Source organism: Stenotrophomonas capsici, from assembly GCF_034961085.1.
GTDB classification, from domain to species: Bacteria; Pseudomonadota; Gammaproteobacteria; order Xanthomonadales; family Xanthomonadaceae; genus Stenotrophomonas; species Stenotrophomonas capsici.
The window spans coordinates 1-21,555 of record NZ_JAYFUH010000065.1 but is presented as its reverse complement, the minus strand read 5'-3'; the positions used below and the strand labels follow the sequence as shown (position 1 = coordinate 21,555).

The window sequence follows — 21,555 nt, the reverse complement described above, 5'->3', positions numbered from 1 at the left end:
GCTCATGTCGGCCGGGCCGAGCTTGCCGTCGCGTGCCTTCTTCGCCAGCTCGCCGGTTTCCTGCGCGATCTGCACCACACCCTTCTTGTCCACGTCGCGGATCACCGGCACGACCAGCCCGTTCGGCGTGTCGGCGGCGAAGCCGATGTGGAAGTACTTCTTCAGGGTGAGGTTCTCGCCGCTGGCATCGAGCGAGGCGTTGAACTCGGGGAACTTCTTCAGCGCCGCGGCGCTGGCCTTGATCAGGAAGGCGAGCATGGTCAGCTTGATGCCGGCCTTCTCGTTTTCCTTGTTCAGCGCCACGCGCAGGGCTTCCAGCTCGGTGATGTCGGCCTGGTCGAACTGGGTGACGTGCGGGATCATCGCCCAGTTGCGGGCCAGGTTGGCGCCGGAGATCTTCTTGATGCGCGACAGCGGCTGCACCTCGGTCTCGCCGAACTTGCTGAAGTCCACCTTCGGCCACGGCAGCAGGTTCAGGCCACCGCCGGCGGGGGCCGGTGCGGCACCGGCCACGGCCACGCCACCGCTCAGGGCGCCCTTGACGAACTTCTGCACGTCGGCCTTGGTGATGCGGCCGCCCTTCTCGCTGCCCCCCACCTGGGCCAGGTCCACGCCCAGCTCACGGGCGAACACGCGCACCGCCGGGCTGGCATACGGCACCTTGGACGGCAACACGCCTTCGGCGTTGAACTGCACCGGCGGGGTCGCCGGGGTGCCGGCCGGCAGCGCGTCTTCCTGCTGGATCTCGCGCTGGGCCAGCTTGTCGGCCACCGGGGCAACAGCCACCGGCTCGACCTTGGCACCGGTCTCGGCGGTCGGCTCGACCTTGGCCGGCGCGGCCGGGGCAGCTGCGGCGGCCGGCTTGGCGGCGCTCTCCTCGGCCACTTCGATCACGGCCACGACCTTGCCCTCGGACAGGGTGTCACCCACCTTGACCTTGAGTTCCTTGACCACGCCGGCATAGGCGGACGGCACTTCCATCGTGGCCTTGTCCGATTCCAGCGTGACCAGGCCCTGGTCCTTCTTCACCGTGTCGCCGACGGCAACCAGGATCTCGATCACCGGAATGTCGCTGTAGTCACCGATATCGGGGACAAGTGCTTCCTTGATTTCGGCCATGAATAACTCCAGCAACAGTGAGGGAATCTCCTATTGTGGCGTCCCCGGGCCGCAGCGCCAACCGCCTCCACTGAATTCGCCTACGTATGTCCCTGGACAGCCACGCCCCAAGCCCGGCCGGGCGCGACGGTTGTCCCAGCCAGGCCATCAATACTGACCCGAACGGTTGTCCCTGATGTCCTGCCCGTCAACGGCCACGGGCCGTTGGGGCAGCTTGCGCGCCGGTTTCCAGCCACGGCTGAAGTGGCGCCCAGGCCGCGCGCAGGCGCGGCAATGTCCATGCCGCGTTGGCCGGACTGGTGGAAGGCAGCGCCAGCACCGGCAGCGCAGCCGCCAAAGGCGGCAAAGCCGGGGACACCCAGCGCCGGAACGCCGCGGCGGCGGCACCGCCATTGCAGGCGATGGCGCGCAGCCCGGGCAGGCCCTGGATCAGCGCCGGCAGCGCATTGGGCACTTCGCTGCCCCGCTCGATGGCCGCATCCAGGCTGCCACTGCGCCGGCACTGGCCGATCACGTCCCAGACACCGACCCCGGACTGCAACAGGCAATGCAGGCGCTGCGTGTACTCCTGCGCGGGATCGAATCCGCACAACGCGCCCATCAACGGCCAGAAGCGGTTGCGCGGATGCGCGTAGTAACGCGCCTGCTGCAGTGACACCGCGCCCGGCATCGAACCCAGCACCAGCACCCGGCAATCCGCATTCACCTGCGCAGGCAATCCCTGCAGTAGCTGTTCGTCCATCACGCGCGCCACAACATCGTGAACGGACTTTGGGTGGTTTGTCCCGATTTCATGGGGTTTCGTCCATTGCTTACTGAACGCATGCACAGAAAAAACCCCATGCGTACAGAGCGATTCATCTTCGCATCGCTAGGGTTTGCCACGCCCCGCAACGAGGGCCTCGAAAACAACAATGTCCCGATAGAGAGACGAGGAGTTTGTCATGCGTTCGATCAAGATTCTGAGCCTTGCCACCCTGGGCGCACTTGCGCTTTCTTCCACTGCGTTCGCGCAGGACGGCACGGCTGACACTGCATCGGGCAAGCATTTTGCCGTGGTTGGCGGCGTTGCGCTGCTGCAGCCCAAGAGCGATCCGGTGGACGGCATCGACAAGTTCGATGGCGGCCCGGCCCCGACGCTGAGCGCCAGCTACTACTTCAACGACAACATCGCCGTGGAACTGTGGGGTGCTGCCGACAAGTTCAACCACCGCGTGCGCACCGATGGCGGCGCCAAGGCCGGCTCGGTCGAGCAGCAGCCGATCGCGCTGAGCGCGCAGTACCACTTCGGCGCGGCTGACAACGTGTTCCGCCCGTTCGTGGGCGTGGGCTACTACGAGTCGAACTTCAGCAACGAGAAGATCGATGGCCTGTCCGGCACCGGCGACCACGTCGCCGTGGAAACCGCCAAGGGCGCCATCGGCACCGTCGGCGTGGACATGAACATCAACTCCACCTGGTTCGCCCGTGCCGATGCACGCTACATGCACGCCCGTCCGGAACTGCGCGTCGCTGGCGCCGGCACCGGCCAGGACCTGAAGCTGGACCCGTGGACCGTGGGCTTTGGTATCGGCGCCCGCTTCTGATTCATCCAGAACAAAGCAGCGGTTGATTCAACAGGCACGGACCGTTCGCGGTCCGTGCCTGTCTTCGTTCACGCAGCCGCAGGGCGGCTTCACGGGGTGCCGTCTTCGCTCCATTGCAGGGCGAGGTAGTCGAAGCCGGATTGCAGGCGTGGCTTGATCACGTCGAAGAACGGCGAGACGTCGAAGTCGCGCGGCGTGTACAGGCTGTAGTTGCGGATGTGCAGGATCTCCAGCCGCTGTTCGCGGCCACCGGCCTGCTCCAGCACCGTTTCGATCTCGGGCAGGATCGGGTAGCGGATCGACTCGAATGCCTGCGCCAGCAAGGTCGAGCAGATCGCCTTGGTCGGTTCGCCGCTGCCCAGCGCGATCAGGCGCCGGCGCATATTGCCGGGCACGGGCGGCTGGCGGATCAGGTAACGGGCCAGGTCGAACACGTTCTTCAGGTCGTAGCTGTAGCCCAGCCGTGCACGCATGAATGCGACCAGTTGTTCCACCACCATCGGCGCCAGCCCCTGTGGACGGCAGATGCGCGTGTGCTGGTGGGCGAACTCGCTGAGCGGAATGCGCCGCACGCCCTGCTCCACGTCCACGTCGATCAGCATCGGCTGCGGCCGCCCGCCTTCGTGCAATGGCTCCTCGCCGATGTACAGCGCGGCGTGCGACCAGGTGGACTGGGTGAGGTACTTGATCGCCGTGGCGAAGCGGCTGTTGCCTTCCACCAACAGCACGTCGCCGCGTCGCAGCGTCCGCGCCAGCAACGCCGGGTCGCTGGTGGACGGCCGCATCTGGCGACGCCGTGGCTGGGCGAGGAAATGCGCCATCCGGCGTCCCAGCAGGTTCAACACGCCCATGGATACCCCCGGCAGGATCGTTGCACCAGCCTACCGGCAGCCCGGCGTGGCCGCCATGGATCAGCGCACGCTGCGGTCGTGGCGACGATAGCGCAGGTGATGCCGTACCCGTCGCCGCAGCAACAGTGCGTACATGCCGGCATAGCCCAGCAGCAGGGCCGCCATCGCCAGCAGGCCGGCATGGCTGAGCCAGCCGCTTTGCGGCCAGGCCACGCCGTTCACCGAGGCCTGCCATCCCTGCACCAGGCCTGCCACCAGGCGCACCACGATCATCAGGGTCAACAGCAGCACCAGCGCCGTGCTGGGCTTGTAGAACAGCACGTCCGGACCCGGGTCGAACTGCGTGAGCCGGTAGCCCAGCACGCCGACCAGCAGCCCCACCAGCCATCCCAGAGCGGCATAGGCCCAGGCGTTGGTCCACCAGAAGCCGGCGATGGCGGTGAACACCACGAACATCACGGTCGAGACCAGCGTGCCCCAGAAATTGAAGGTGATCAGCCAGGGCCGCGCCTGGCGTCGCGCGCCGCCGTTGCGCACGCGCTGCCACAGCGACAGCGGCAACAGCAGCAGCGTGATCGCAACGAAGACCAGCAGCCCCAACGGCAGGGCGAACAGCATCGGCATGGTGTCAGGGTCCGTTCGTGATGCAGCGGGAACGGGGAGCATAGGCCGGCACGCGTGATGGCCGGTAGAGCGGAGCCACGCCCCTGCCGCGCGTGGCCCGGCACGAGCGGTGCGCGGGTCAGAACGCCGGCAGTACCGCGCCCTTGTACTTCTGCTCGATGAAGGCCTTCACTTCCGGGCTGGTCAGGGCCTTGGCCAGCTTCTGCACGCGGGCGTCGTCCTTGTTGTCCGGGCGCGCGACCAGGAAATTCACGTAGGGCGAATCGCTGCTCTCGATGGCCAGCGCATCCTTGGTCGGGTTCAGGCCCGCATCCAGCGCGTAGTTGGTGTTGATCAGGGCCAGGTCGACCTGGTCGAGCACGCGCGGCAGCATCGCCGAGTCCAGCTCGCGGAACTTCAGGCCCTTGGGGTTCTCGACGATGTCGCGCTGGGTGGACAGTGCGTTGGACGGGTCCTTGAGCTTGATGACGCCGGCCTTGTCCAGCAGGATCAGCGCGCGGCTGTTGTTGCTGGGGTCGTTCGGGATCACCACGTCGGCGCCGCTGGGCAGTTCGGCCAGCGAGGTGAAGCGACGCGAATAGGCACCGAACGGCTCGATGTGCACGCCGGTGACGGTGACCAGCTCGGTCTTGCGGTCACGGTTGTAGGCCTGCAGGTAAGGCTCGGTCTGGAAGTAGTTCACGTCCACCTGCTTCTGCACCAGCTGGTCGTTGGGCTGCACGTAGTCGTTGAACACGCGCACGTCGAGCGTGACGCCTTCCTTCTGCATCAGCGGCTTGACCACTTCCAGGATCTCGGCGTGCGGCACCGCGGTGGCCGCGACCACCAGCCTGGACTCATCCGCGGCCGGCTTGCCGCAGGCCGAAAGCGCCAGCGCGGCGGCGAACAGGGGGAAGGCGAGCAGCTTTTTCATAGGAATCAGGATCCCGTGGGGAAGGATGGTGGACGGCATACCGTAACAGGCCCGCCGCGCGGACGACGCACGGCCGGGCGCGGCTTACTTGCGGCTGTAGTGCGCGACCAGCCGGTCGCCGGCCATCTGCAGCAACTGGACCAGCACCAGCAGCAGCACCACGGTGACCAGCGCCACGTCGGTGTGCGAGCGCTGGTAGCCATCGCGGAAGGCCAGGTCGCCCAGGCCACCAGAACCGATCGCACCGCCCATCGCGGTGAAGCCGATCAGCGCGATGGTGGTGACGGTGGCGCCGGCGATCAGGCCCGGGCGCGCCTCCGGCAGCAGTACCTTGAACACCAGCTGGCGGGTGGTCGCCCCCATCGCCTGGCTGGCTTCGATCACGCCACGGTCCACTTCGCGCAAGGCGGTTTCGACCAGGCGCGCATAGAACGGCGCGGCGCCGACGACCAGCGGCAGGATCGCGCCGCGCACGCCCAGCGAGGTGCCCATCAGGCCCAGCGTGACCGGGATCAGCACGATCATCAGGATGATGAAGGGCACCGAGCGCAGCAGGTTCACCAGCAGCGCCAGCACGCCGTAGACCACCGGCTTGCGGTGCAGCTGCGGCGAACCGGTCAGGAACAGCAGCACGCCCAGCGGCAGGCCGATGGCCATGGTCAGCGGCAACGAGCCGGCCAGCATCAGCAGGGTGTCGAGGGTGGCCTGGCCGATGTCGGCCCACTTGCCGGCATCGAGGTGGCGGAAGAAGCCGCCTGCGGTCGCGAACATCATTGGCGCAGCTCCTCCACGTGTACGCCGGCGCCGACGAACACCGCCAGCGCCGCGTCCTGGTCACCCCCGACCAGTGCGACGGTCAGCTGGCCATAGGGCGTGTCCTTGATCCGGTCGATGCGGCCGGACAGGATGTTGTAGTCCACCCCGGTCTCGCGCGCGATGCGGCCCAGCAGCGGTTCGTAGGTGTCATTGCCGAGGAAGGTCAGGCGCACGATGCGGCCGTTGACCGCGGCGTAGTCGCGCAGCTGCTCGCCTTCGTCCACGTGCTCGGACTCGGACACGAAGCGGCGGGTGGTGGGATGCTGCGGGTGCAGGAACACATCGGTCACCGGGCCCATCTCGACCAGATGCCCGGCGTCGAGCACGGCCACGCGATCGCAGACACGGCGGATCACGTCCATCTCGTGGGTGATCAGCACGATGGTCAGGCCCAGCTCGCGGTTGATCTTGCCCAGCAGCGACAGCACCGAGGCGGTGGTCTGCGGGTCCAGCGCGCTGGTGGCCTCGTCGCACAGCAGGATCTGCGGGCGCGTGGCCAGCGCACGGGCGATGCCCACGCGCTGCTTCTGGCCGCCGGACAGCTGCGCCGGGTACTTGCTGGCATGGGCTTCCAGGCCCACGGTGCGCAGCAGTTCGGCGACGCGCGCATCGATCTCGGCCTGCGCGGTGCCGGCCAGTTCCAGCGGGAAGGCGACATTGGCCGCCACCGTGCGCGAGGACAGCAGGTTGAAGTGCTGGAAGATCATGCCGATACGGCGGCGCAGCGCACGCAGGCCGGCATCGTCCAGCGTGGTGGCGTCCTGCCCGTCGATGAGCACGCGGCCGCCACTGGGTTCTTCCAGGCGGTTGATCAGGCGGATCAGGGTGGACTTGCCGGCACCGGAATGGCCGATGATGCCGAATACCTCGCCGGCCTCGATCGTCAGATCAAGCGGATGCAGCGCGGTGATCGCGCGACCATCGACGACATAGGACTTCTGCAGGTTCTGGAACGCGATCACTGCCTGGGCAACCGGGGGGACAGAATGGGGGGCGTGCAGCCTAGCAGCGCCGACCGCCCGGCGCGCGTGCTGATGGACGGAAGCTTATTCCTTTTGGTTCTAAGCTGGCATCTCCGGGGCTGCGGCTGGCCCACCGGGCCCCATCCCGACCCGGGTACTGCCCTGCCCCTCCCCTGGACGCAGCCCAAGGGGACGACGGGGAAGATGCCTTCGGGTCCCGCCGGAAAGGCCCCCGGGATTCCCCCGCCTACGTGCCGCCGGCGCGGGCTCAGGGATGGTCGACCGGACCGGCCCGATGGGCCTGCTGGACCCGCTCGCGGTGCAGCAGGTACAGGCCGCTGGCGACGATGATCGCCGCGCCGATCCAGGTCCAGCGATCGGGCAGCTTGTCCCACAGCATCAGGTCCCAGCCGATCACCCAGACCAGCCCGGTGTACTCCAGCGGCGCGATCAGCGAGGCCTGGCCGAGCTGGAACGCCTTGGTCAGCGCGATCTGGCCCAGCGCCCCGGCCAGGCCCATGCCGGCGATCAGGGCAGCGTGCTTCCACTGCAGCGGTTGCCACTGCGGCCAGGCCAGCAGACCCGCACCCACCGCCATGATCAGCAGGAACCACACCACCATCGACTGCGGGGTATCGGTGCGGGTCAGCAGGCTGACCGTCACCGCGGCGATCGCGTAGGCCGTGGCCGCGATCAGCACCATCAGCCCGGGGAAGGAAATGAAACCATCCACGCCCGGGCGCAGCACCACCATCACGCCGAGCAGGCCGATGCCGATGGCCACCCAGCGGCGCGGCCCCACGTACTCACCCAGCAACGGCACCGACAGCGCAGCCACCAGCAGCGGGGCGACGAAGTAGATCGTGTAGGCGGTGGACAACGGCAGCGTGCGCAGCGCGTAGACGAAGCAACCGATCATCACCATGCCCAGCACGCCGCGCAGCAGGTGCAGGCCCCAGCGCACCGGGATGATCGAACGCGGGCCGGCGGTCATCAGCACCCACACCAGCACGAACGGCAACGAGGCCGCGCCACGCAGCGTGGTCACCTGCAGGGTGGGATAGCTTTCGGCCAGCATCTTCATGCCGGCATCCATCAGCGAAAAGAAGGCGACGGCGGCCAGCATCCAGATGATGGCGCGCGCGGGGGATTTGGTCACGGACATGGATCGATTATCCGCTGTCGCGCGCATTATCGGTAACCCCGGCCGGTGCGCTATGTTCAGCCCACATCGTGCCGGGAGATTCCCATGCAAGCGAAGTGTCCGCGGTTGCCCGTTCCCCTCCGCCCGTTGCTGGCCTGCCTGTTGGCCACGCTGCCCTGGCCGTCGCTGGCCGGCGAAGTTCCCGACCCGCTTGCGCTGGCCCAGCTGGACGGCTTCGCGCTGGGCGTGGAAGCGGCCGGCAAGTTCTCCGGCGTGGTGCTGGTGGCCAACGGCGACACGGTGCTGTTCGAGAAGGCCTACGGCCTGCGCGACGAGAACGGCGATGCGCCGCTGCAGGCCGGTGACCGCCTGAACTTCGCCTCGGCCGGCAAGATGTTCACCAGCGTGGCGGTGCTGCAGCAGGTGGCCGCGGGCAAGCTCGGCCTGGACTCGCCGGTCGGGCAGGTGCTCAAGGACTATCCGAACCGGGCATTCGCCGACGGGGTAACCGTCCGGCAACTGCTCACCCACAGCGCCGGCGCCGGCGACATCGAGGAGCTGTTCGGTGCCACGCATTCCGCAGAGCGCGCCCGGCTGCGGACGCTGGCCGACATGATCGCGCTGCACGGTGGCCGTGCCCCGGAGTTCACGCCCGGCACGCAGCAGAAGTACGGCAACTACGGCTACATCGTGCTCGGCAGGATGGTCGAGGTACTGTCCGGGCAGGACTTCGAAAGTTACATCCGGCAGCACGTCCTCGCACCGGCCGGCATGACCCGGACCGGCTTCGTGGACTGCAGCGACCCGGCCCCCGACCTGGCCGCGGGCTACGTGGAGGTCGACGGCAAGCGCGTGCGCAACTGCGCCACGCTGCCGGCGCGCGGTTTTTCCGCCGGCGGCGAGGTGGGTACCGCGCGCGACCTGCTGCGCTTCGTGCAGGCGTTGAACGCAGGCAAGCTGCTGCCTCCTGCCCTGCTGGCCGAGGCCACGCGCACCCAGCGCGAGTTCATGGGGCTGGGGTTCTTTGCCACCGGCTATGGCGAAGGCGTGCCGGAGCGCGATTTCCGCTGGGGCCACGGCGGCAGCGCCGACGGCATCTGCACCGACGTGCGCCACTACCCGCGCACCGGCGAGACGGTGGTGGTGTTGTCCAACAAGGACGCCCCGGCCTGCTATGCGGTGTCCAACCTGCTGCATGCGCAGTGGAAGGGGCCCTGAACGCCGGCGCATCATGGCGGTGCTCTACCGGGGTGCAAGGCATCGCCTAGAATGGCGGCGGTTTTCATTGAACGGAGTTACCCCCATGCCTTCTTTCGACGTCGTTTCCGAAGTTGACAAGCACGAGCTGACCAACGCCATCGACCAGGCCAACCGCGAGCTGTCCACCCGCTTCGATTTCAAGGGCGTGGATGCCAAGTTCGACCTGGAGGACGAGAAGCTGATCAAGCTCACCGCGCCCACCGACTTCCAGCTCAAGCAGATGGCCGACATCCTGCGCCTGCGCCTGTCGGCGCGGAACATCGACTTCCGCTGCATGGAGTTCGGCGACATCGAGACCAACCTGGGCGGCGCGCGCCAGCAGGTCACGGTCAAGCAGGGCATCGAGCAGAAGCTGGCCAAGCAGATCGCCGCCAGGATCAAGGAAGCCAAGATCAAGGTCGACACCCAGATCAACGGCGACAAGCTGCGCGTGAACGGCAAGAAGCGCGACGACCTGCAGGAAGTGATCGCACTGCTGAAGAAGGGCGAGTTCGAGCAGCCGCTGCAGTTCGACAACTTCCGCGATTGATCCAACGCTACGGCAGGGTCAGTCGCCCTGCTGCAACTTGCGGTACAGCGTGGTGCGCGAGATGCCGAGCCGGCGCGCGGCCGCGCTGACATTGCCCTGGTGCAGTTGCATGGCTTCATGCACCGCACGCGTGCCCTGCGCACGCAGCGAGCCCTGCCCCGCCTGCCGCGCCGCCTCCGGGATGGCGATGCTGCCGCGCCGCGGCACCGGCGGGCGCAGGTACTGCACGTACACCGCCCGGTCCCCGCTGACCGGCACGCGTCGCGCCGCCCCGGCCTGCAGCAGGCGCCGCCGCTGGTGCACGTTGGCCGCGGCGAACAGGCCTTCCAGCATCAGCGTCGGCAACGGGCCACGCCGTGGCAGGTCAAGCAGGCGCCGGGCGATGCGGTTGGCGGCACGGACGCGCCCGTTCTCCTCCACCGCCAGCAGCCCCTGGAACGGGGTGTGCAGCCAGCGTGGATCATGCTGCAGGGCCAGCAGGTGGCACGGGCGGCATTCGAGCATCAACCGGTTCTCCACCGACAACGCCGCCTGGCGGAAGTAGTCCAGCAGCAGCGCGGCGTTGCGGTCGCCGTTGCCGGTGATGTCCAGCGCGCCCAGCACCTGGCCTTCCAGCCCATGCAGCGGCACGCTCAGGCAGAAGGTGTGCGCGAAGTGGTCCAGGTAGTGTTCGTTGCCTCGCACCAGCACCGGCAGATCATCGGCCAGCGCGCAGCTGGGGGCTGTGGTGCCCAGGTGCGACTCGCGCAGCCGCCGGCCGAGCTGGATCGAGCGCAGCAGCGGCGAATCGGTCAGGCCGTGCTCGCGCTGGGCCACGATCCATCCCTGTGCATTCACGCAGAACAGGGTCCAGTGGCGGCCGCCGAACGCGGCCCACAGCCGGTCCAGTTCCTGCTGCACGCAGCGTGCCAGGCGCCGGTCGTCCGGGTGTTCCGGCGGTGATGGACGGGCGATGCGCGGCTGCAGCAGCGGGGCCTCGCGCGGCGCGAGGCCGGCCTGCCGCGAGCGTTGCCACGAGCGCAGCAGCGGGGGCGGCAGCAGGTGGACGGGCAGCGGCCCGCCTCCGGCGAACGCGTGGCGCGCATGGGCCAGCTGTTGCTGGCGCTCCTGGATGATCCCGGTCATCACGGCGACTCCTGCGGCTGGGCGCGGCGGCGGCCTGCCCGTGTTGTGTGCATTCCCGACACCTCGTCCCGCCTTCAGCCGCCGATACGCAGGATCGGCTTGAGCGTGATGCCACGGCGGCTGTCCTCGGCCGCCTGGTTGATCTGCGCCAGCGGGTAGAACGTCACCAGCCGGTCGAACGGAAAGCGCCCCTGCAGGTACAACTGCACCAGTTGCGGGATGAACACCTGCGGCACGCTGTCGCCTTCGACCACGCCACGGATGCTACGCCCGCCCATCAGCAGGTTGTTGACGTCGAAGCTGGCCTGGGTGCCCATCTTCGAAGCACCGACCACGCCGATCACGCCGAGCTTGGCCAAGGCGGTGACGCCCTGCTCCAGCACGTCGGCGCGGCCGGTGGATTCCAGCGCGTAGTCCACGCCACCAGGACTGATCTGCTGCACCGCCGCGACAATGTCCTGCGTGCGGCTGTCGATGACATGGGTGGCGCCCAGTTCCCGCGCCAGCGCCAGCCGCGACGGCACCACGTCCACGGCGATGATGATGGCCGCACCCGCCACGCGCGCGGCCATCACCGCGCTCAGGCCGACCGCACCGGCCCCGTAGACGGCGAAACTGCTGCCGGGCGTGACCTTCATCGAGTTGATGACCGCCCCGGCACCGGTCTGGATGCCACAGCCCAACGGCCCCAGCAGTTCCAGCGGTGCGTCGTCGGGCACCTTCACCGCGTTGTTCTCGCGCGCCAGGGCATAGGTGGCAAACGAGGACTGGGCGAAGAAGTGGTCGTGCAGCGGGGCGCCATCCGCATCCTGCAGCGCGTTGGAACCATCGGCCGCGGCGCCGCCGAAATTCTGCGCATAGAAGTCGACGCAGTACGCGCCGTGGCCGCTGCTGCACGGCTTGCAATGCCCGCAGGCACCGTAGGCCAGCACCACGTGGTCCCCCACCGCGAGCCCCTTCACTTCCGGGCCGATCGCTTCGATCACCCCCGCGCCTTCGTGGCCAAGCACGATCGGCAACGGCACCGGGTAGTACTGGTCGCGCACGATCAGGTCGGTGTGGCACAGGCCCGTCGCCACGATCCGTACCAGCACCTCGTCGCTGCGCGGGCCGCGGATGCGCGCCTGCTCGATACGGAAGGGCTGTTCCTTGCCGCGCACCACCGCCACGGTGATCTCGCGCGTTGCATCAATCGCATTCATGCCGGTCTCCTGGCTTACAGCGGATAGGCAGGGGCATCGGCCTTGATCGTCAGCCACTGCCACTGGGTGAACTCGTCGAGGTTGGCCGGGCCACCAATGCTGGTGCCGTTGCCCGAGATGCCCACGCCCCCGAACGGGTTGAGCACCTCGTCGTTCACGGTCTGGTCGTTGATGTGCAGCAACCCCGTGTGCAGCCGCTCACCCAGCTTCAGCGCACGCCCGACGTTGGCGGTGATCACGCCCATCGACAGGCCGTAGGGCGTGTCATTGGCCAGCTCGACTGCTTCATCGTCACTGTCGAAGGGCACCACCACTGCCACCGGGCCGAAGATCTCCTCGCCGAACGCGGGATTGTCACGCCCCACGTCGGCCAGCACGGTCGGCGCGAAGAACAGGTCGCGGAACGTACCGCCGGCCGCCAGCGTGGCGCCGGCCGCGCGCGCGGCGTTGACGATGCCGATGGCGTGGTCGCGTTGCTGCGCATTGATCAGCGGCCCCAGTGCGACGTCCTCCTGCGCGGGGTCACCCACCTTCAGCTGCTTTGCCCTGGCCACCAGCTTTTCCACGAACGCCGCGTACAGGCCACGCTGCACCAGCACGCGCCCGGTCGCCATGCAGATCTGGCCCTGGTGCAGGTACGCACCCCAGGCGGTGTTGGCCACGGCCAGGTCGATGTCGGCGTCGTCCAGGATGATCAGCGTGTTCTTCCCGCCCAGTTCCAGCGACACCTTCTTCAGGTGCTGGCCCGCGGTTTCGCCGACCTTGCGCCCGGCGGCGGTGGACCCGGTGAACTGGATCATCCGCACGTGCGGGTCGCGGCAGAGCGCCGCACCGGCGGCGCCGTCCCCGGGCAGGACATGCAGCACGCCTTCCGGCAGGCCGGCCAGTTCGAACAGGCGGGCGATCACCAGCCCACCGCACACGGCGGTGCGCGGGTCCGGCTTGAGCACCACCGCATTGCCCAGCGCCAAGGCCGGCGCGACCGCGCGCAGGGCCAGGTACAGCGGGAAGTTGAACGGCGAGATCACCCCGACCACGCCCAGCGGGCGCCGCCGCGCCAGGCTCAACCGCCCCGGCTGCGATGGCAGTACCTCGCCCACGGCACGGGAGGGCAATGCCGTCGCCTCGTGCAGCACGCGGACAACCACCTTCAGCTCGGAACCGGCCTTGAGCCGCGTCGACCCGCCCTCGCGCACCAGCCAGTCAACGATCTCGCCGGAATGGGTTTCGGCCAGCACGGCGGCACGACGCAGCACACGTGCGCGCACTTCGTGCCCGGCATTGGCCCATGCACGCTGCACGTGCGCGGCCCGCGCCGCCGACGCGGCGATCTGCTCGGGCGAGGCCATCGCCACCTGGCCCAGGGCACGCCCGGTCGCCGGCTCGCGTACCTCGCGCAGGATGCGTCCGTCCTGCCACTGCCCGACGAACTGCTTGCCCGACCAGAGTGCGGCCGGCAGGAAGGTCTGTACGCTCATCACACACACTCCACGCATCGCTTGCGATGCATTGGATACCCCCACCCCGGCGTTGGCTATTGGCCGTGCCCGACAATCACGCAGACGCCCGCGCAGGCCGTCATTGCGGGACTTGCGGGTGTTTCATTACGGGACAGCCGGCGCTGTACCCGGTCTCATCAAGGGACAGCAGGCGTGCTGGAACCTCTACAATCGGCCCCCCAGCCAGCCCAAAGGGCCTGCCATGACCGACTTCACCGACCACCTTGCCCCCGATCCCATCGCCGTTACCCGGAACTGGCTGGAGAAGGCGGTGATCGGCCTGAACCTGTGCCCGTTCGCCAAGGCGGTGTACGTCAAGCAGCAGGTGCGCTTCGTGCTCAGCGATGCGACCACGCCCGAGGCCCTGCTGGAAGAGCTCGCCGAGGAGCTGGTGCTGCTGCGCGACACCCCGGCCGAGCAGATCGACACGACGCTGATCATCCATCCGGACGTGCTGACCGATTTCCTGGAGTACAACGACTTCCTCGACAACACCGACGCGGTGCTGGAAGCGCTGGACCTGCCGGGCATCCTGCAGGTGGCCAGCTTCCATCCGCAGTACCAGTTCGAGGGCGTGGCCCCGGACGACGTGAGCAACTACACCAACCGCGCGCCCTACCCGATCCTGCACCTGCTGCGCGAAGACAGCGTGGAGCGCGCGGTGGCGGCCTTCCCCGACCCGGACGTGATCGTGGAACGCAACATCGCCACGCTGGACAAGCTGGGCGTGGACGGCTGGGAGCGGTTGTTGTCGGGCGAAAAGCCGCACTGAAACCTACGTGCGGCGCATGGCGCCGGGATTGCATCCCGGCCTGCGGGAGGGTCACCGGGCGAACCGCTTGCCCGCGCTGCCGTGAGGGAACCTGGCCGGGTTCAGCCCAGCCAGGGTTGCAGCATCTGGTGCACGTCGTGCAGCGAGCCGGTGATGCGGTGGCCCAGCGCGCGGACGTCGTCGTCCGGCTCGAGCAGGTCGGGAATCTGGATGGTGGTCATGCCCGCCGCCAGCGCCGCGCGCACGCCGGTCGGCGAATCTTCCAGCGCCAGGCAATGCTGCGGCGCCACGCCCAGCCGCGCCGCGGCGAGCAGGTAGATGTCCGGTGCCGGCTTGGAATGGGCCACCTCGGTGCTGGTGGCCACGGCCTGGAAATACGCCAGCAGGCCAGCCGCTTCCAGTTTGCGCTGCGCCAACGGCGTGCGGGTGGCGGTGGCCACCGCGCGCGGCACCTGGTGCGCGTCCAGCAGCTCCAGCAGTTCGAGGATGCCCGGGCGCAACGGCACGCCGGCTTCGACGATGCCGTCGTAACGGGCATAGGAATCGGCCAGCAGCGCGTCGGTGCGCTCCACGCCCAGTGCATCGCCCAGCCTGCGGCGGGTAACCGCATCGGCCGAGCCCACCAGCGACAGCAGCAACGCGCGCGGCACCTCGTAGCCATGCGCGCGCGCGGTCTGTTCCAGGCAGCCGAGCAACGCGCGTTCGCTGTCCAGCATCAGCCCGTCCATGTCGAAGATCACCGCCTGCGGACGTGCCGGCAGCCCCGTCATCAGGTTCACTGGGCCGCTCCGAACAGCGTCTGAAGATCGGCGGCCTGCAGTTGCCGCCATTGCCCCGGCTGCAGCTGGCCCAGGTCCAGGCCGCCAATGCGCACGCGCTGCAGCGCCTGCACGTGGTTGCCGACCGCGGCGAACATGCGCCGCACCTGGTGGTAGCGGCCTTCGTGCAGGGTCAGGCGCACCTGGCGCGGGCCCAGCACCTCCAGTTCGGCCGGCAGCAGCGGCTTGTCGTCCGATTCCAGCAGCAGCGTGCCGCTGGCGAACTGCGCCGCCTCGTCACCGCGCAGGTCCTGCGCCAGCTCGGCGACGTAGACCTTGTCCAGGCGTGCCTTGGGCGAAACGATGCGGTGCAGCAGCTGGCCGTCGTCGGTCATCAGCAGCAGGCCGGAGGTATCGCGGTCGAGGCGACCGACGCTGGACAGCACCGGGTCGCGGTCGCGGAAACGCTCGGGCAGCAGGTCGTAGACCAACCGCCCCTGGTCCTTGGTCGAGCAGGTGTAGCCGGTCGGCTTGTACAGCATCAGCGCCAGCCCGGGCGGCGGGTCCAGCGGTTCGCCGTCGACGCGGATGGCGTCGTGTTCAACCTTGTCGTCGGCATACAGCACCTCGCCGTCGGCGTCGGTGATGCGGCCTTCGCGGAACATCCCCTGCACCTGCTTGCGGCTGCCGTAGCCAAGGTTGGCGATGTGCTTGACCAGCTTCATGCGCGGCCCCCGCGGGTGCCGACGATCACCTTGAAGCCATCGCGCTCGGCCGCCACGCGCACCTGGCCGAAGCTCTCGTTGAGGATCTGCTCGTACGGCAGGTGGCGGTTGGCCACCATGAACAGCTGCCCGCCCGGGCGCAGTGCCTGCGCGGCCACGGCGATGAAGCGCTGGCCGATGTCGGGGCGGTCTTCGCGCGCCGGGGTGTGGAATGGCGGATTGGAAACGACGAAGTCATAGCGGCCGTCGATGCCGGCGGTGACGTCATGCCAGCGGAAGTCCAGCTTGGCGCTGCTACCGGCCAGGTTGCGGCGGGCCAGCGCCAGCGCGCGTGACTCGGCTTCGTACAGGTCCAGCGCGGTGACCTTGGGGCAGCGCGCCAGCACTTCGGCCGACAGATACCCCCAGCCGGCGCCGAGGTCGGCGCCACGCCCGGCCAGGTCGACCGGCAACTGTTCGACCAGCAGCGCCGAGGCCGGGTCGATGCGGTCCCAGGCGAACACGCCGGGCCGGCTCTGGAAGCGCCCATCGACGATGCCACGCGGCGCGTCCAGTGCCGCCCAGCGCTTGCGCAGGGCTTCGTCGTGACGGCCATCAGCCGGCGCGGTCCAGTAGGCACGGCAGTGGTTCTTGGTCAGCTTGCCGCCCAGCCCGGCCAGCTGCTGCAGGTCGCTCTCGCCCGAGCGCGCGCCCTCGTTGTTGGACTGGCAGGCAACCACGATGCCGCCCGGCGCCAACGACGACAGCGCACGGGCGAACAGCGCGCGGGCCTCATCACGCTGGCGCGGCGGCAGCACCAGCACCAGCGCATAACGCGTGTCGTCGGCGTCCAGCGCGTCCTCGTCCACCACCTGCCAGCCACTGCGCCCCAGCGCGTCGGCGAACGGGCGGAAGCTCTGCGCGCAGACCAGTTGCCCCGGCGCGGCGTGCTCGCGCAGCGGCCAGCCATCGCGGGCACGCAGGAACAACACCGGGCCGGCCGGCCAACGCAGGCCGGCATGGGAAAAGGGCAGGAACAGGGTTTGCAGCGGGGCGTCTTGCAGGGCGGGCATGCCGGTACTTCTTGGAACGGGCCGTCCATTCTACCGGGGCTTGGCCCCGGCCCACCGCAACGCTACAGGACCTCGCCCGGCCCCGGCTCGCCCAGCCGCAGCACCTGGCGGACGCTGTCCAGCCAGATCACGTGCTGCTGGGAGATCCGCGCCAGGTCGTCCAGGCGCACCATGGCGTTGACCCCGGCCTGCTCGGCCGGGTCGGAAAAGTGCTGCAGGCAAGGCCGCATCACCACCGTGCCGGCGACCCGGCTGCCGTCCTTGAGCACCAGCATCACCCGCGCCTGCCCCGGCAGTTCCCCCGCCAGGGTTTCAAGCGCGGCAATGGTCAGCGGGTCGGAATAGACGTGGGGCGCGTAGAGGGCCATGCGAGCGTCCAAGAGTGCTCGTCATCACATTAGCGGGGCGGCGCGTGAAACCGGCGCAAAGATTCAGCGTGGCAAGCGGGCATCGCGGATGGCGCCCACCAGCTGGGCCACGCTGTACGGCTTGGCGATATGGCCCTGGAAGCCGGCCGAGAACGCACGGCGCCGGTCGTCCTCGCGGGCCAGCGCGGTCACCGCCACCGCCGGCAGTTCGGCCCCGCCGATGCCCAGCGTCTCGCGCAGGGTGGTGACCAGCCCGTAGCCGTCCATGCCGGGCATGCCGATGTCGCTGATCAGCACATCGAAGGCCGCATGGCCACCCATGCCCAGCAGTTCCAGCGCTTCGGCGGCGCTGCTGACGGCCACCACCGAAGCACCCTGCTCCTCCAGCAGGCGCTTGAGGTAGACCAGCATGTCCGGCTGGTCCTCGACCGCGAGCATGCGCAGCCCGGCCAGCGCGTGCGCAGCCACCACCTGTGCGCCGATCGGGCCACGCTGCACCTTGCGCCGCGGTCGCCCGTCCGCCTCGCGGGCGCGATGGACCGGCAGCCGCAGCCGGAAGGTGGCCCCCCGGCCCTCGCCGGCACTCTCGGCCGACACCGTGCCGCCATGCAGTTCGGTCAGCTGCTGGACGATGGCCAGGCCCAGCCCGAGCCCGCCATGGCGCCGGGTGGTGGTGCCATCGGCCTGGCTGAAGCGGCTGAACAGCTGCTGCAGGAACTCCGGCGCGATGCCGTCGCCGTCGTCGCTGACCCGTACTTCGTAATGCTCGCCGTCGCGCAGCACGCGGATGTGGATATGGCCTTCGACGGCGGTGAACTTGATCGCGTTGGAGAGCAGGTTGGAGAGGATCTGGCGGATGCGGGTGGCATCGCCCAGCACCTGGCAGGGGTGCTCGGGCAGCGACAGGGTCAGCTCCTGCGCCTTGCCTTCGGCCACCAGTTCCTGCGCGCGGACGGTGTCGCGCACCTGCTCGGCCAGGTCCAGCACCTCCACCTCCAGCTGCACCTTGCCCAGCAGCATGCTACTCAGGTCGAGCATGTCCGACATCAGGTGCTTCTGCGTCATCGCGCTGCTGGCGATCACCTCCAACCCCTTGCGCATCGGGTGGTCGGCGTCCATGCGCTGCAGCAGCAGCTCGCTCCAGCCCAGCACCGTGGTCAACGGCGTGCGCAGTTCATGCGACAGCGTGGCCAGGAATTCATCCTTCATCCGCGCGGTGCCTTCGGCGGCGTTGCGCGCGGCACGCTCGGCGGCGAGCAGTTCCTCGCGCGCCATGTCGATCTCGCGGCGCTCGGTGACGTCCGGGCTGTTGCCGGCCAGGCCGATGAAGCGGCCGTCCGGGGAGAATCGCGGCACGGCATTCATCTCCAGCCAGCGCCATTGCCCGTCGTGGCGGCGCACGCGCACGCTCATGTGCAGCTCGCGGCGCTCGGCCAGGGCCGCTTCGAGTTCGTACCCGAACGGCGCCAGGTCGTCGGGATGCAGCAGCTTCTGCCAATGCCCGGGGCCGATGTCCACGTCCGGGGCCAGGCCGAAGTAGGTGCCGAAGGCGGCGTTGACGAAACGTACCTGGCCCAGGTCATCCAGCACCCAGACCGGCATCGGCAGGCCGTCGGCCAGCGCGCTGAAGCGCGCCTCGCTTTCGGCAAGCTCGATTTCCACCCGCTTGGCCTCGGAGATGTCGAAGAACAGCATCGCCACCCGGCATTGCTCCGGCGCACCGACGCGCACGGCCTCTACCGAGTACCAGCGGCCGAGCTCGCGCACCTCGCGCTCGAACTGCACCATCCGCCCTTCACGCACCACGTGGCCGAACAACTGGAACCAGTACGGCTCCACCCCCGGCAGCACCTCACGCACGCGCCGGCCGGTCACCTCGGCCAGGCCGGTGATGCGCTCGAACGCGCGGTTGACCTTCAGGTAACGGAAATCGACGGCCTCCTCGTTCTCGAACAGCAGCTCAATCACGCAGAAGCCGGTTCCCACCGCATCGAACACCTCCCGGTACAGGGAGGCATTCTCCAGGTCCAGGTCAGGCAGGTTGGGAAGCTGGCGGCGGATTTCGTGGTCGAAGGGGAGCATCGGCGGGGCGTTCGGGGGGCGTACTCGGGCTGGCGGCGGCGCTGCTGCAGTCTGCGCAGCGGGCGATCCACAGGACGTGATGATGAACCATCACGCAATCCGGGGCTGGCAGGTTGACAGCGTTCATTGCCGGCTCTCCCAACCCCGATCACACTTGGTCCATCCCAATCCACAGGAGTACGTGCCATGAGAACCCTGACCGTCACCGGACTTGGCCTGGCCTGCCTGCTGGCGGTTGCCGGTGCCCATGCCAAGCCGCGCAACGTGTCCGACCCGGAAGCCCCGCGTGCCCTGCCCACCGAAGGTACGGTGCAGGTGCAGTGGACCGACCCGGCCCAGTTCACCGAGCTGCGCACCAGCCGCAACCGCTGGGAAGCCCAGCGCGGCGACTGGGTGGTGACCTTGGCCGAGCACCTGCGCAAGCAGGCCGACAAGCGCCTGCCCGAAGGACAGAAGCTGGACGTGACCATCACCGACATCAAGCGTGCCGGTGACTACGAGCCGTGGCATGGGCCGCAGATGGACGACGTGCGCTTCCTGCGTGACATCTACCCGCCACGCATCAACCTGCAGTTCACCCTGACCGATGCCAACGGCCAGGTGATCGACCAGGGCGAGCGCCGGCTGTCGGACACCGGCTACCTGTTCAACAGCAGCCTGCCCAGCAACACCGATCCGCTGCGTTACGAGAAGCGCCTGCTCGACGATTGGCTGCGCCGCGAGCTGCAACCGGAACGCAAGACCGCCGGGCTGTAACTCCACCCGAACCGGGTATTACCAGGAAGGGCCGCGCATGCGGCCCTTCTGCATGGGTGGACGGCGGCGCGGCTTACTCGCTCAGGTAGACGCGCGGGGTGCGCTTGAGGCTGCACGGCAAGCGGTAGGCGCTGGTGTTGCAGCGCGGGGCCAGCTCGGAAATGGTCGGCGCGTTGCCCCACAGCTGCACGATGCTGCCGTGGCCCGCCTGCGGGTGGTCGGTGAGGTCGATGGTGAGCATGTCCATCGACACGCGGCCGATCAGTTGACCGGGCACGCCATCGATCAACACCGGCGTGCCATTGGGCGCGAACTGCGGGTAGCCATCGGCATAGCCCATCGCCACCACGCCGACGCGGGTCGGGCGCTGGGCGATGAACCGCGCGCCATAGCCCAGCGGCTCACCGACACCCAGCTCGCGCACCGCGATGACCCGCGACTGCAACGTCATCACCGGGCGCAACTGCGCCGCGTGCGGGCTGGGCTGCGGGTACAGCGGATCGGCGCCGTACAGCATCAGGCCCGGGCGCACCCAGTCGCTGCGCACGTCCGGCCAGCCCAGCAGCGCCGGCGAATTGCACAGGCTGGTCTCGCCAGCCAGGCCGGCGATGGCGTGCTGGAACACGTCCAACTGCTCGCGGGTTCGGTTGCTGTCCAGTTCGTCGGCGCGCGCCAGGTGGCTCATCATCACCAGCGGTCCCACGGTGGGCAGCGCGCTCAGGCGCGCGTGCGCATCGCGGAACTGATCCGGCGACAACCCCAGCCGGTGCATGCCGCTGTCCAGCTTCAGCCAGATGCGCAGCGTGGCATCGGTGCGGAAGGCTTCCACCGCCTCCAGCTGCCACGACGAGGACACCACCGTCCACAGGTCATGCTCGACGATCAGCGGCAACTCGGCCGCATCGAAGAAGCCTTCCATCAGCAGGATCGGCCCGCGGATGCCGGCCTGGCGCAGCTCCAGCGCTTCCTCGATGCAGGCCACGCCGAAACCGTCGGCCTCGTCCTGCAGCGCGCGTGCGCAGGTCACCGCACCGTGGCCGTAGGCGTCGGCCTTGATGATCGCCAAGGCCTTGCCGCCCCCCAACTGGCGGGCCAGCCGGTAGTTATGGCGCAACGCCTCCAGGTCGATCAGTGCCTGTGCCGGGCGCATCAGTGCTGTCCCTTGCCGTAGCGGAAGATGTCCAGGCCTTCGCTGCTGATCTGCGGCGTCCTGCCGCTCATCAGGTCGGCCAGGTAACGGCCCGAGCCGGCGGCCATGGTCCAACCCAGCGTGCCGTGGCCGGTGTTGAGGAACAGGTTGCGGTACGGCGTGGCGCCGATCACCGGGGTGCCGTCCGGCGTGGCCGGGCGCAGGCCGGTCCAGAACGTGGCCTTGGACAGGTCGCCACCCTGCGGGTACAGGTCGTTGACCA

General features: G+C 68.7%; 23 protein-coding genes. 5 read left to right on the top strand and 18 right to left on the bottom strand.

The features are described from left to right. Together VA603_RS05635 and VA603_RS05630 are read right to left on the bottom strand one after the other, a co-directional pair. The coding region (locus VA603_RS05635; RefSeq protein ID WP_323438206.1) for a 2-oxo acid dehydrogenase subunit E2 at positions 1–1,119 on the bottom strand (1,119 nt) is incomplete at its 3' end. A 187-nt stretch (positions 1,120–1,306) separates the two neighbouring features. Continuing rightward, positions 1,307–1,861: a DNA-deoxyinosine glycosylase gene (locus VA603_RS05630; RefSeq protein WP_132865780.1), complete on the bottom strand. Its 555-nt coding sequence runs from the start codon at positions 1,859–1,861 to the stop codon at positions 1,307–1,309. A 202-nt stretch (positions 1,862–2,063) separates the two neighbouring features. Between VA603_RS05630 and VA603_RS05625 the strand changes: the two genes are divergently transcribed. Further along, complete coding sequence (locus VA603_RS05625) at positions 2,064–2,705, top strand: OmpW/AlkL family protein (protein ID WP_132865781.1); 642 nt, start codon at positions 2,064–2,066, stop codon at positions 2,703–2,705. A gap of 89 nt (positions 2,706–2,794) precedes the next feature. On the opposite strand, the gene VA603_RS05620 is transcribed toward VA603_RS05625, so the two are convergent. From VA603_RS05620 to VA603_RS05595, 6 genes are all read right to left on the bottom strand, one after another. Beyond that, positions 2,795–3,556: a YiiX/YebB-like N1pC/P60 family cysteine hydrolase gene (locus VA603_RS05620; protein ID WP_132865782.1), complete on the bottom strand. Its 762-nt coding sequence runs from the start codon at positions 3,554–3,556 to the stop codon at positions 2,795–2,797. Positions 3,557–3,616: 60 nt separating this feature from the next. Further along, positions 3,617–4,180, bottom strand: a complete 564-nt coding sequence (locus tag VA603_RS05615; protein WP_323438205.1) for a CcdC protein domain-containing protein — start codon at positions 4,178–4,180, stop codon at positions 3,617–3,619. Positions 4,181–4,298: 118 nt separating this feature from the next. Next, the gene (locus VA603_RS05610) at positions 4,299–5,093 is read right to left on the bottom strand and encodes a MetQ/NlpA family ABC transporter substrate-binding protein (protein ID WP_323438204.1); all 795 of its coding nucleotides are present in this window, start codon (positions 5,091–5,093) and stop codon (positions 4,299–4,301) included. Positions 5,094–5,177: 84 nt separating this feature from the next. Continuing rightward, positions 5,178–5,867, bottom strand: coding sequence for a methionine ABC transporter permease (locus VA603_RS05605; RefSeq protein ID WP_192287764.1), 690 nt, complete (start codon positions 5,865–5,867; stop codon positions 5,178–5,180). After that, complete coding sequence (locus VA603_RS05600) at positions 5,864–6,871, bottom strand: methionine ABC transporter ATP-binding protein (protein ID WP_323438203.1); 1,008 nt, start codon at positions 6,869–6,871, stop codon at positions 5,864–5,866. The genes VA603_RS05605 and VA603_RS05600 overlap by 4 nt, the downstream gene beginning before the upstream one ends. Positions 6,872–7,139: 268 nt before the next feature. Continuing rightward, positions 7,140–8,036, bottom strand: coding sequence for a DMT family transporter (locus tag VA603_RS05595; RefSeq protein WP_132865787.1), 897 nt, complete (start codon positions 8,034–8,036; stop codon positions 7,140–7,142). 105 nt (positions 8,037–8,141) lie between these two features. Between VA603_RS05595 and VA603_RS05590 the strand changes: the two genes are divergently transcribed. Further along, complete coding sequence (locus VA603_RS05590; protein WP_323438202.1) at positions 8,142–9,233, top strand: serine hydrolase domain-containing protein; 1,092 nt, start codon at positions 8,142–8,144, stop codon at positions 9,231–9,233. Between the two features lie 85 nt (positions 9,234–9,318). Next, positions 9,319–9,804 carry a YajQ family cyclic di-GMP-binding protein gene (locus tag VA603_RS05585; RefSeq protein ID WP_132865789.1) on the top strand — a complete coding sequence of 162 codons (486 nt, stop codon included), beginning with the start codon at positions 9,319–9,321 and terminating at the stop codon, positions 9,802–9,804. Between the two features lie 18 nt (positions 9,805–9,822). On the opposite strand, the gene VA603_RS05580 is transcribed toward VA603_RS05585, so the two are convergent. The 3 genes from VA603_RS05580 to VA603_RS05570 form a co-directional block, all read right to left on the bottom strand. Further along, on the bottom strand, positions 9,823–10,929 hold the full coding sequence (locus VA603_RS05580) for a helix-turn-helix domain-containing protein (protein WP_323438201.1): 1,107 nt from the start codon (positions 10,927–10,929) through the stop codon (positions 9,823–9,825). Positions 10,930–11,003: 74 nt separating this feature from the next. Then, positions 11,004–12,131 carry an NAD(P)-dependent alcohol dehydrogenase gene (locus tag VA603_RS05575; protein WP_323438200.1) on the bottom strand — a complete coding sequence of 376 codons (1,128 nt, stop codon included), beginning with the start codon at positions 12,129–12,131 and terminating at the stop codon, positions 11,004–11,006. 14 nt (positions 12,132–12,145) lie between these two features. Further along, on the bottom strand, positions 12,146–13,609 hold the full coding sequence (locus VA603_RS05570) for a benzaldehyde dehydrogenase (protein ID WP_323438199.1): 1,464 nt from the start codon (positions 13,607–13,609) through the stop codon (positions 12,146–12,148). A 223-nt stretch (positions 13,610–13,832) separates the two neighbouring features. On the opposite strand from VA603_RS05570, the gene VA603_RS05565 reads away from it, so the two are divergent. Then, positions 13,833–14,402 (top strand): DUF1415 domain-containing protein, encoded by a 570-nt coding sequence (locus VA603_RS05565; protein ID WP_323438198.1) that lies wholly within the window; start codon positions 13,833–13,835, stop codon positions 14,400–14,402. A 101-nt stretch (positions 14,403–14,503) separates the two neighbouring features. On the opposite strand, the gene VA603_RS05560 is transcribed toward VA603_RS05565, so the two are convergent. The 5 genes from VA603_RS05560 to VA603_RS05540 form a co-directional block, all read right to left on the bottom strand. Continuing rightward, a complete protein-coding gene (locus tag VA603_RS05560) occupies positions 14,504–15,181 on the bottom strand; it encodes an HAD family hydrolase (protein ID WP_425603667.1) in 678 nt (225 codons plus the stop codon). After that, positions 15,178–15,885 carry a pseudouridine synthase gene (locus VA603_RS05555; RefSeq protein ID WP_132865794.1) on the bottom strand — a complete coding sequence of 236 codons (708 nt, stop codon included), beginning with the start codon at positions 15,883–15,885 and terminating at the stop codon, positions 15,178–15,180. Before VA603_RS05555 ends, VA603_RS05560 begins: the two co-directional genes overlap by 4 nt. Next, on the bottom strand, positions 15,882–16,937 hold the full coding sequence (locus VA603_RS05550; protein ID WP_323438197.1) for a class I SAM-dependent methyltransferase: 1,056 nt from the start codon (positions 16,935–16,937) through the stop codon (positions 15,882–15,884). The genes VA603_RS05555 and VA603_RS05550 overlap by 4 nt, the downstream gene beginning before the upstream one ends. Positions 16,938–16,999: 62 nt before the next feature. After that, entirely contained in the window at positions 17,000–17,305 is a 306-nt protein-coding gene (locus tag VA603_RS05545; protein ID WP_132865796.1) for a DUF3247 family protein, read from the bottom strand. Positions 17,306–17,368: 63 nt separating this feature from the next. Continuing rightward, a complete protein-coding gene (locus tag VA603_RS05540; protein ID WP_243694110.1) occupies positions 17,369–19,315 on the bottom strand; it encodes a hybrid sensor histidine kinase/response regulator in 1,947 nt (648 codons plus the stop codon). Positions 19,316–19,573: 258 nt separating this feature from the next. Between VA603_RS05540 and VA603_RS05535 the strand changes: the two genes are divergently transcribed. Further along, complete coding sequence (locus tag VA603_RS05535; protein WP_132865798.1) at positions 19,574–20,143, top strand: DUF3016 domain-containing protein; 570 nt, start codon at positions 19,574–19,576, stop codon at positions 20,141–20,143. Positions 20,144–20,216: 73 nt separating this feature from the next. Here VA603_RS05535 and alr read toward each other — a convergent pair whose 3' ends face one another. Next, complete coding sequence (alr, locus tag VA603_RS05530) at positions 20,217–21,293, bottom strand: alanine racemase (protein ID WP_313252325.1); 1,077 nt, start codon at positions 21,291–21,293, stop codon at positions 20,217–20,219. Further along, the coding region (locus tag VA603_RS05525; protein ID WP_323438196.1) for an FAD-dependent oxidoreductase at positions 21,293–21,555 on the bottom strand (263 nt) is incomplete at its 5' end. The genes alr and VA603_RS05525, both read right to left, overlap by 1 nt.

Bases quoted from the DNA above. Each gene is read 5' to 3' on its own strand.
- VA603_RS05565 (WP_323438198.1), top strand. From the start codon at position 13,833: ATGACCGACTTCACCGACCACCTTGCCCCCGATCCCATCGCCGTTACC.
- VA603_RS05575 (WP_323438200.1), bottom strand. From the start codon at position 12,131: ATGAATGCGATTGATGCAACGCGCGAGATCACCGTGGCGGTGGTGCGC.
- VA603_RS05570 (WP_323438199.1), bottom strand. From the start codon at position 13,609: ATGAGCGTACAGACCTTCCTGCCGGCCGCACTCTGGTCGGGCAAGCAG.
- VA603_RS05555 (WP_132865794.1), bottom strand. From the start codon at position 15,885: ATGAAGCTGGTCAAGCACATCGCCAACCTTGGCTACGGCAGCCGCAAG.
- VA603_RS05610 (WP_323438204.1), bottom strand. From the start codon at position 5,093: ATGAAAAAGCTGCTCGCCTTCCCCCTGTTCGCCGCCGCGCTGGCGCTT.
- VA603_RS05585 (WP_132865789.1), top strand. From the start codon at position 9,319: ATGCCTTCTTTCGACGTCGTTTCCGAAGTTGACAAGCACGAGCTGACC.
- VA603_RS05625 (WP_132865781.1), top strand. From the start codon at position 2,064: ATGCGTTCGATCAAGATTCTGAGCCTTGCCACCCTGGGCGCACTTGCG.
- VA603_RS05605 (WP_192287764.1), bottom strand. From the start codon at position 5,867: ATGATGTTCGCGACCGCAGGCGGCTTCTTCCGCCACCTCGATGCCGGC.
- VA603_RS05620 (WP_132865782.1), bottom strand. From the start codon at position 3,556: ATGGGCGTGTTGAACCTGCTGGGACGCCGGATGGCGCATTTCCTCGCC.
- VA603_RS05615 (WP_323438205.1), bottom strand. From the start codon at position 4,180: ATGCCGATGCTGTTCGCCCTGCCGTTGGGGCTGCTGGTCTTCGTTGCG.
- alr (WP_313252325.1), bottom strand. From the start codon at position 21,293: ATGCGCCCGGCACAGGCACTGATCGACCTGGAGGCGTTGCGCCATAAC.
- VA603_RS05595 (WP_132865787.1), bottom strand. From the start codon at position 8,036: ATGTCCGTGACCAAATCCCCCGCGCGCGCCATCATCTGGATGCTGGCC.
- VA603_RS05545 (WP_132865796.1), bottom strand. From the start codon at position 17,305: ATGGCCCTCTACGCGCCCCACGTCTATTCCGACCCGCTGACCATTGCC.
- VA603_RS05630 (WP_132865780.1), bottom strand. From the start codon at position 1,861: ATGGACGAACAGCTACTGCAGGGATTGCCTGCGCAGGTGAATGCGGAT.
- VA603_RS05580 (WP_323438201.1), bottom strand. From the start codon at position 10,929: ATGACCGGGATCATCCAGGAGCGCCAGCAACAGCTGGCCCATGCGCGC.
- VA603_RS05550 (WP_323438197.1), bottom strand. From the start codon at position 16,937: ATGCCCGCCCTGCAAGACGCCCCGCTGCAAACCCTGTTCCTGCCCTTT.
- VA603_RS05535 (WP_132865798.1), top strand. From the start codon at position 19,574: ATGAGAACCCTGACCGTCACCGGACTTGGCCTGGCCTGCCTGCTGGCG.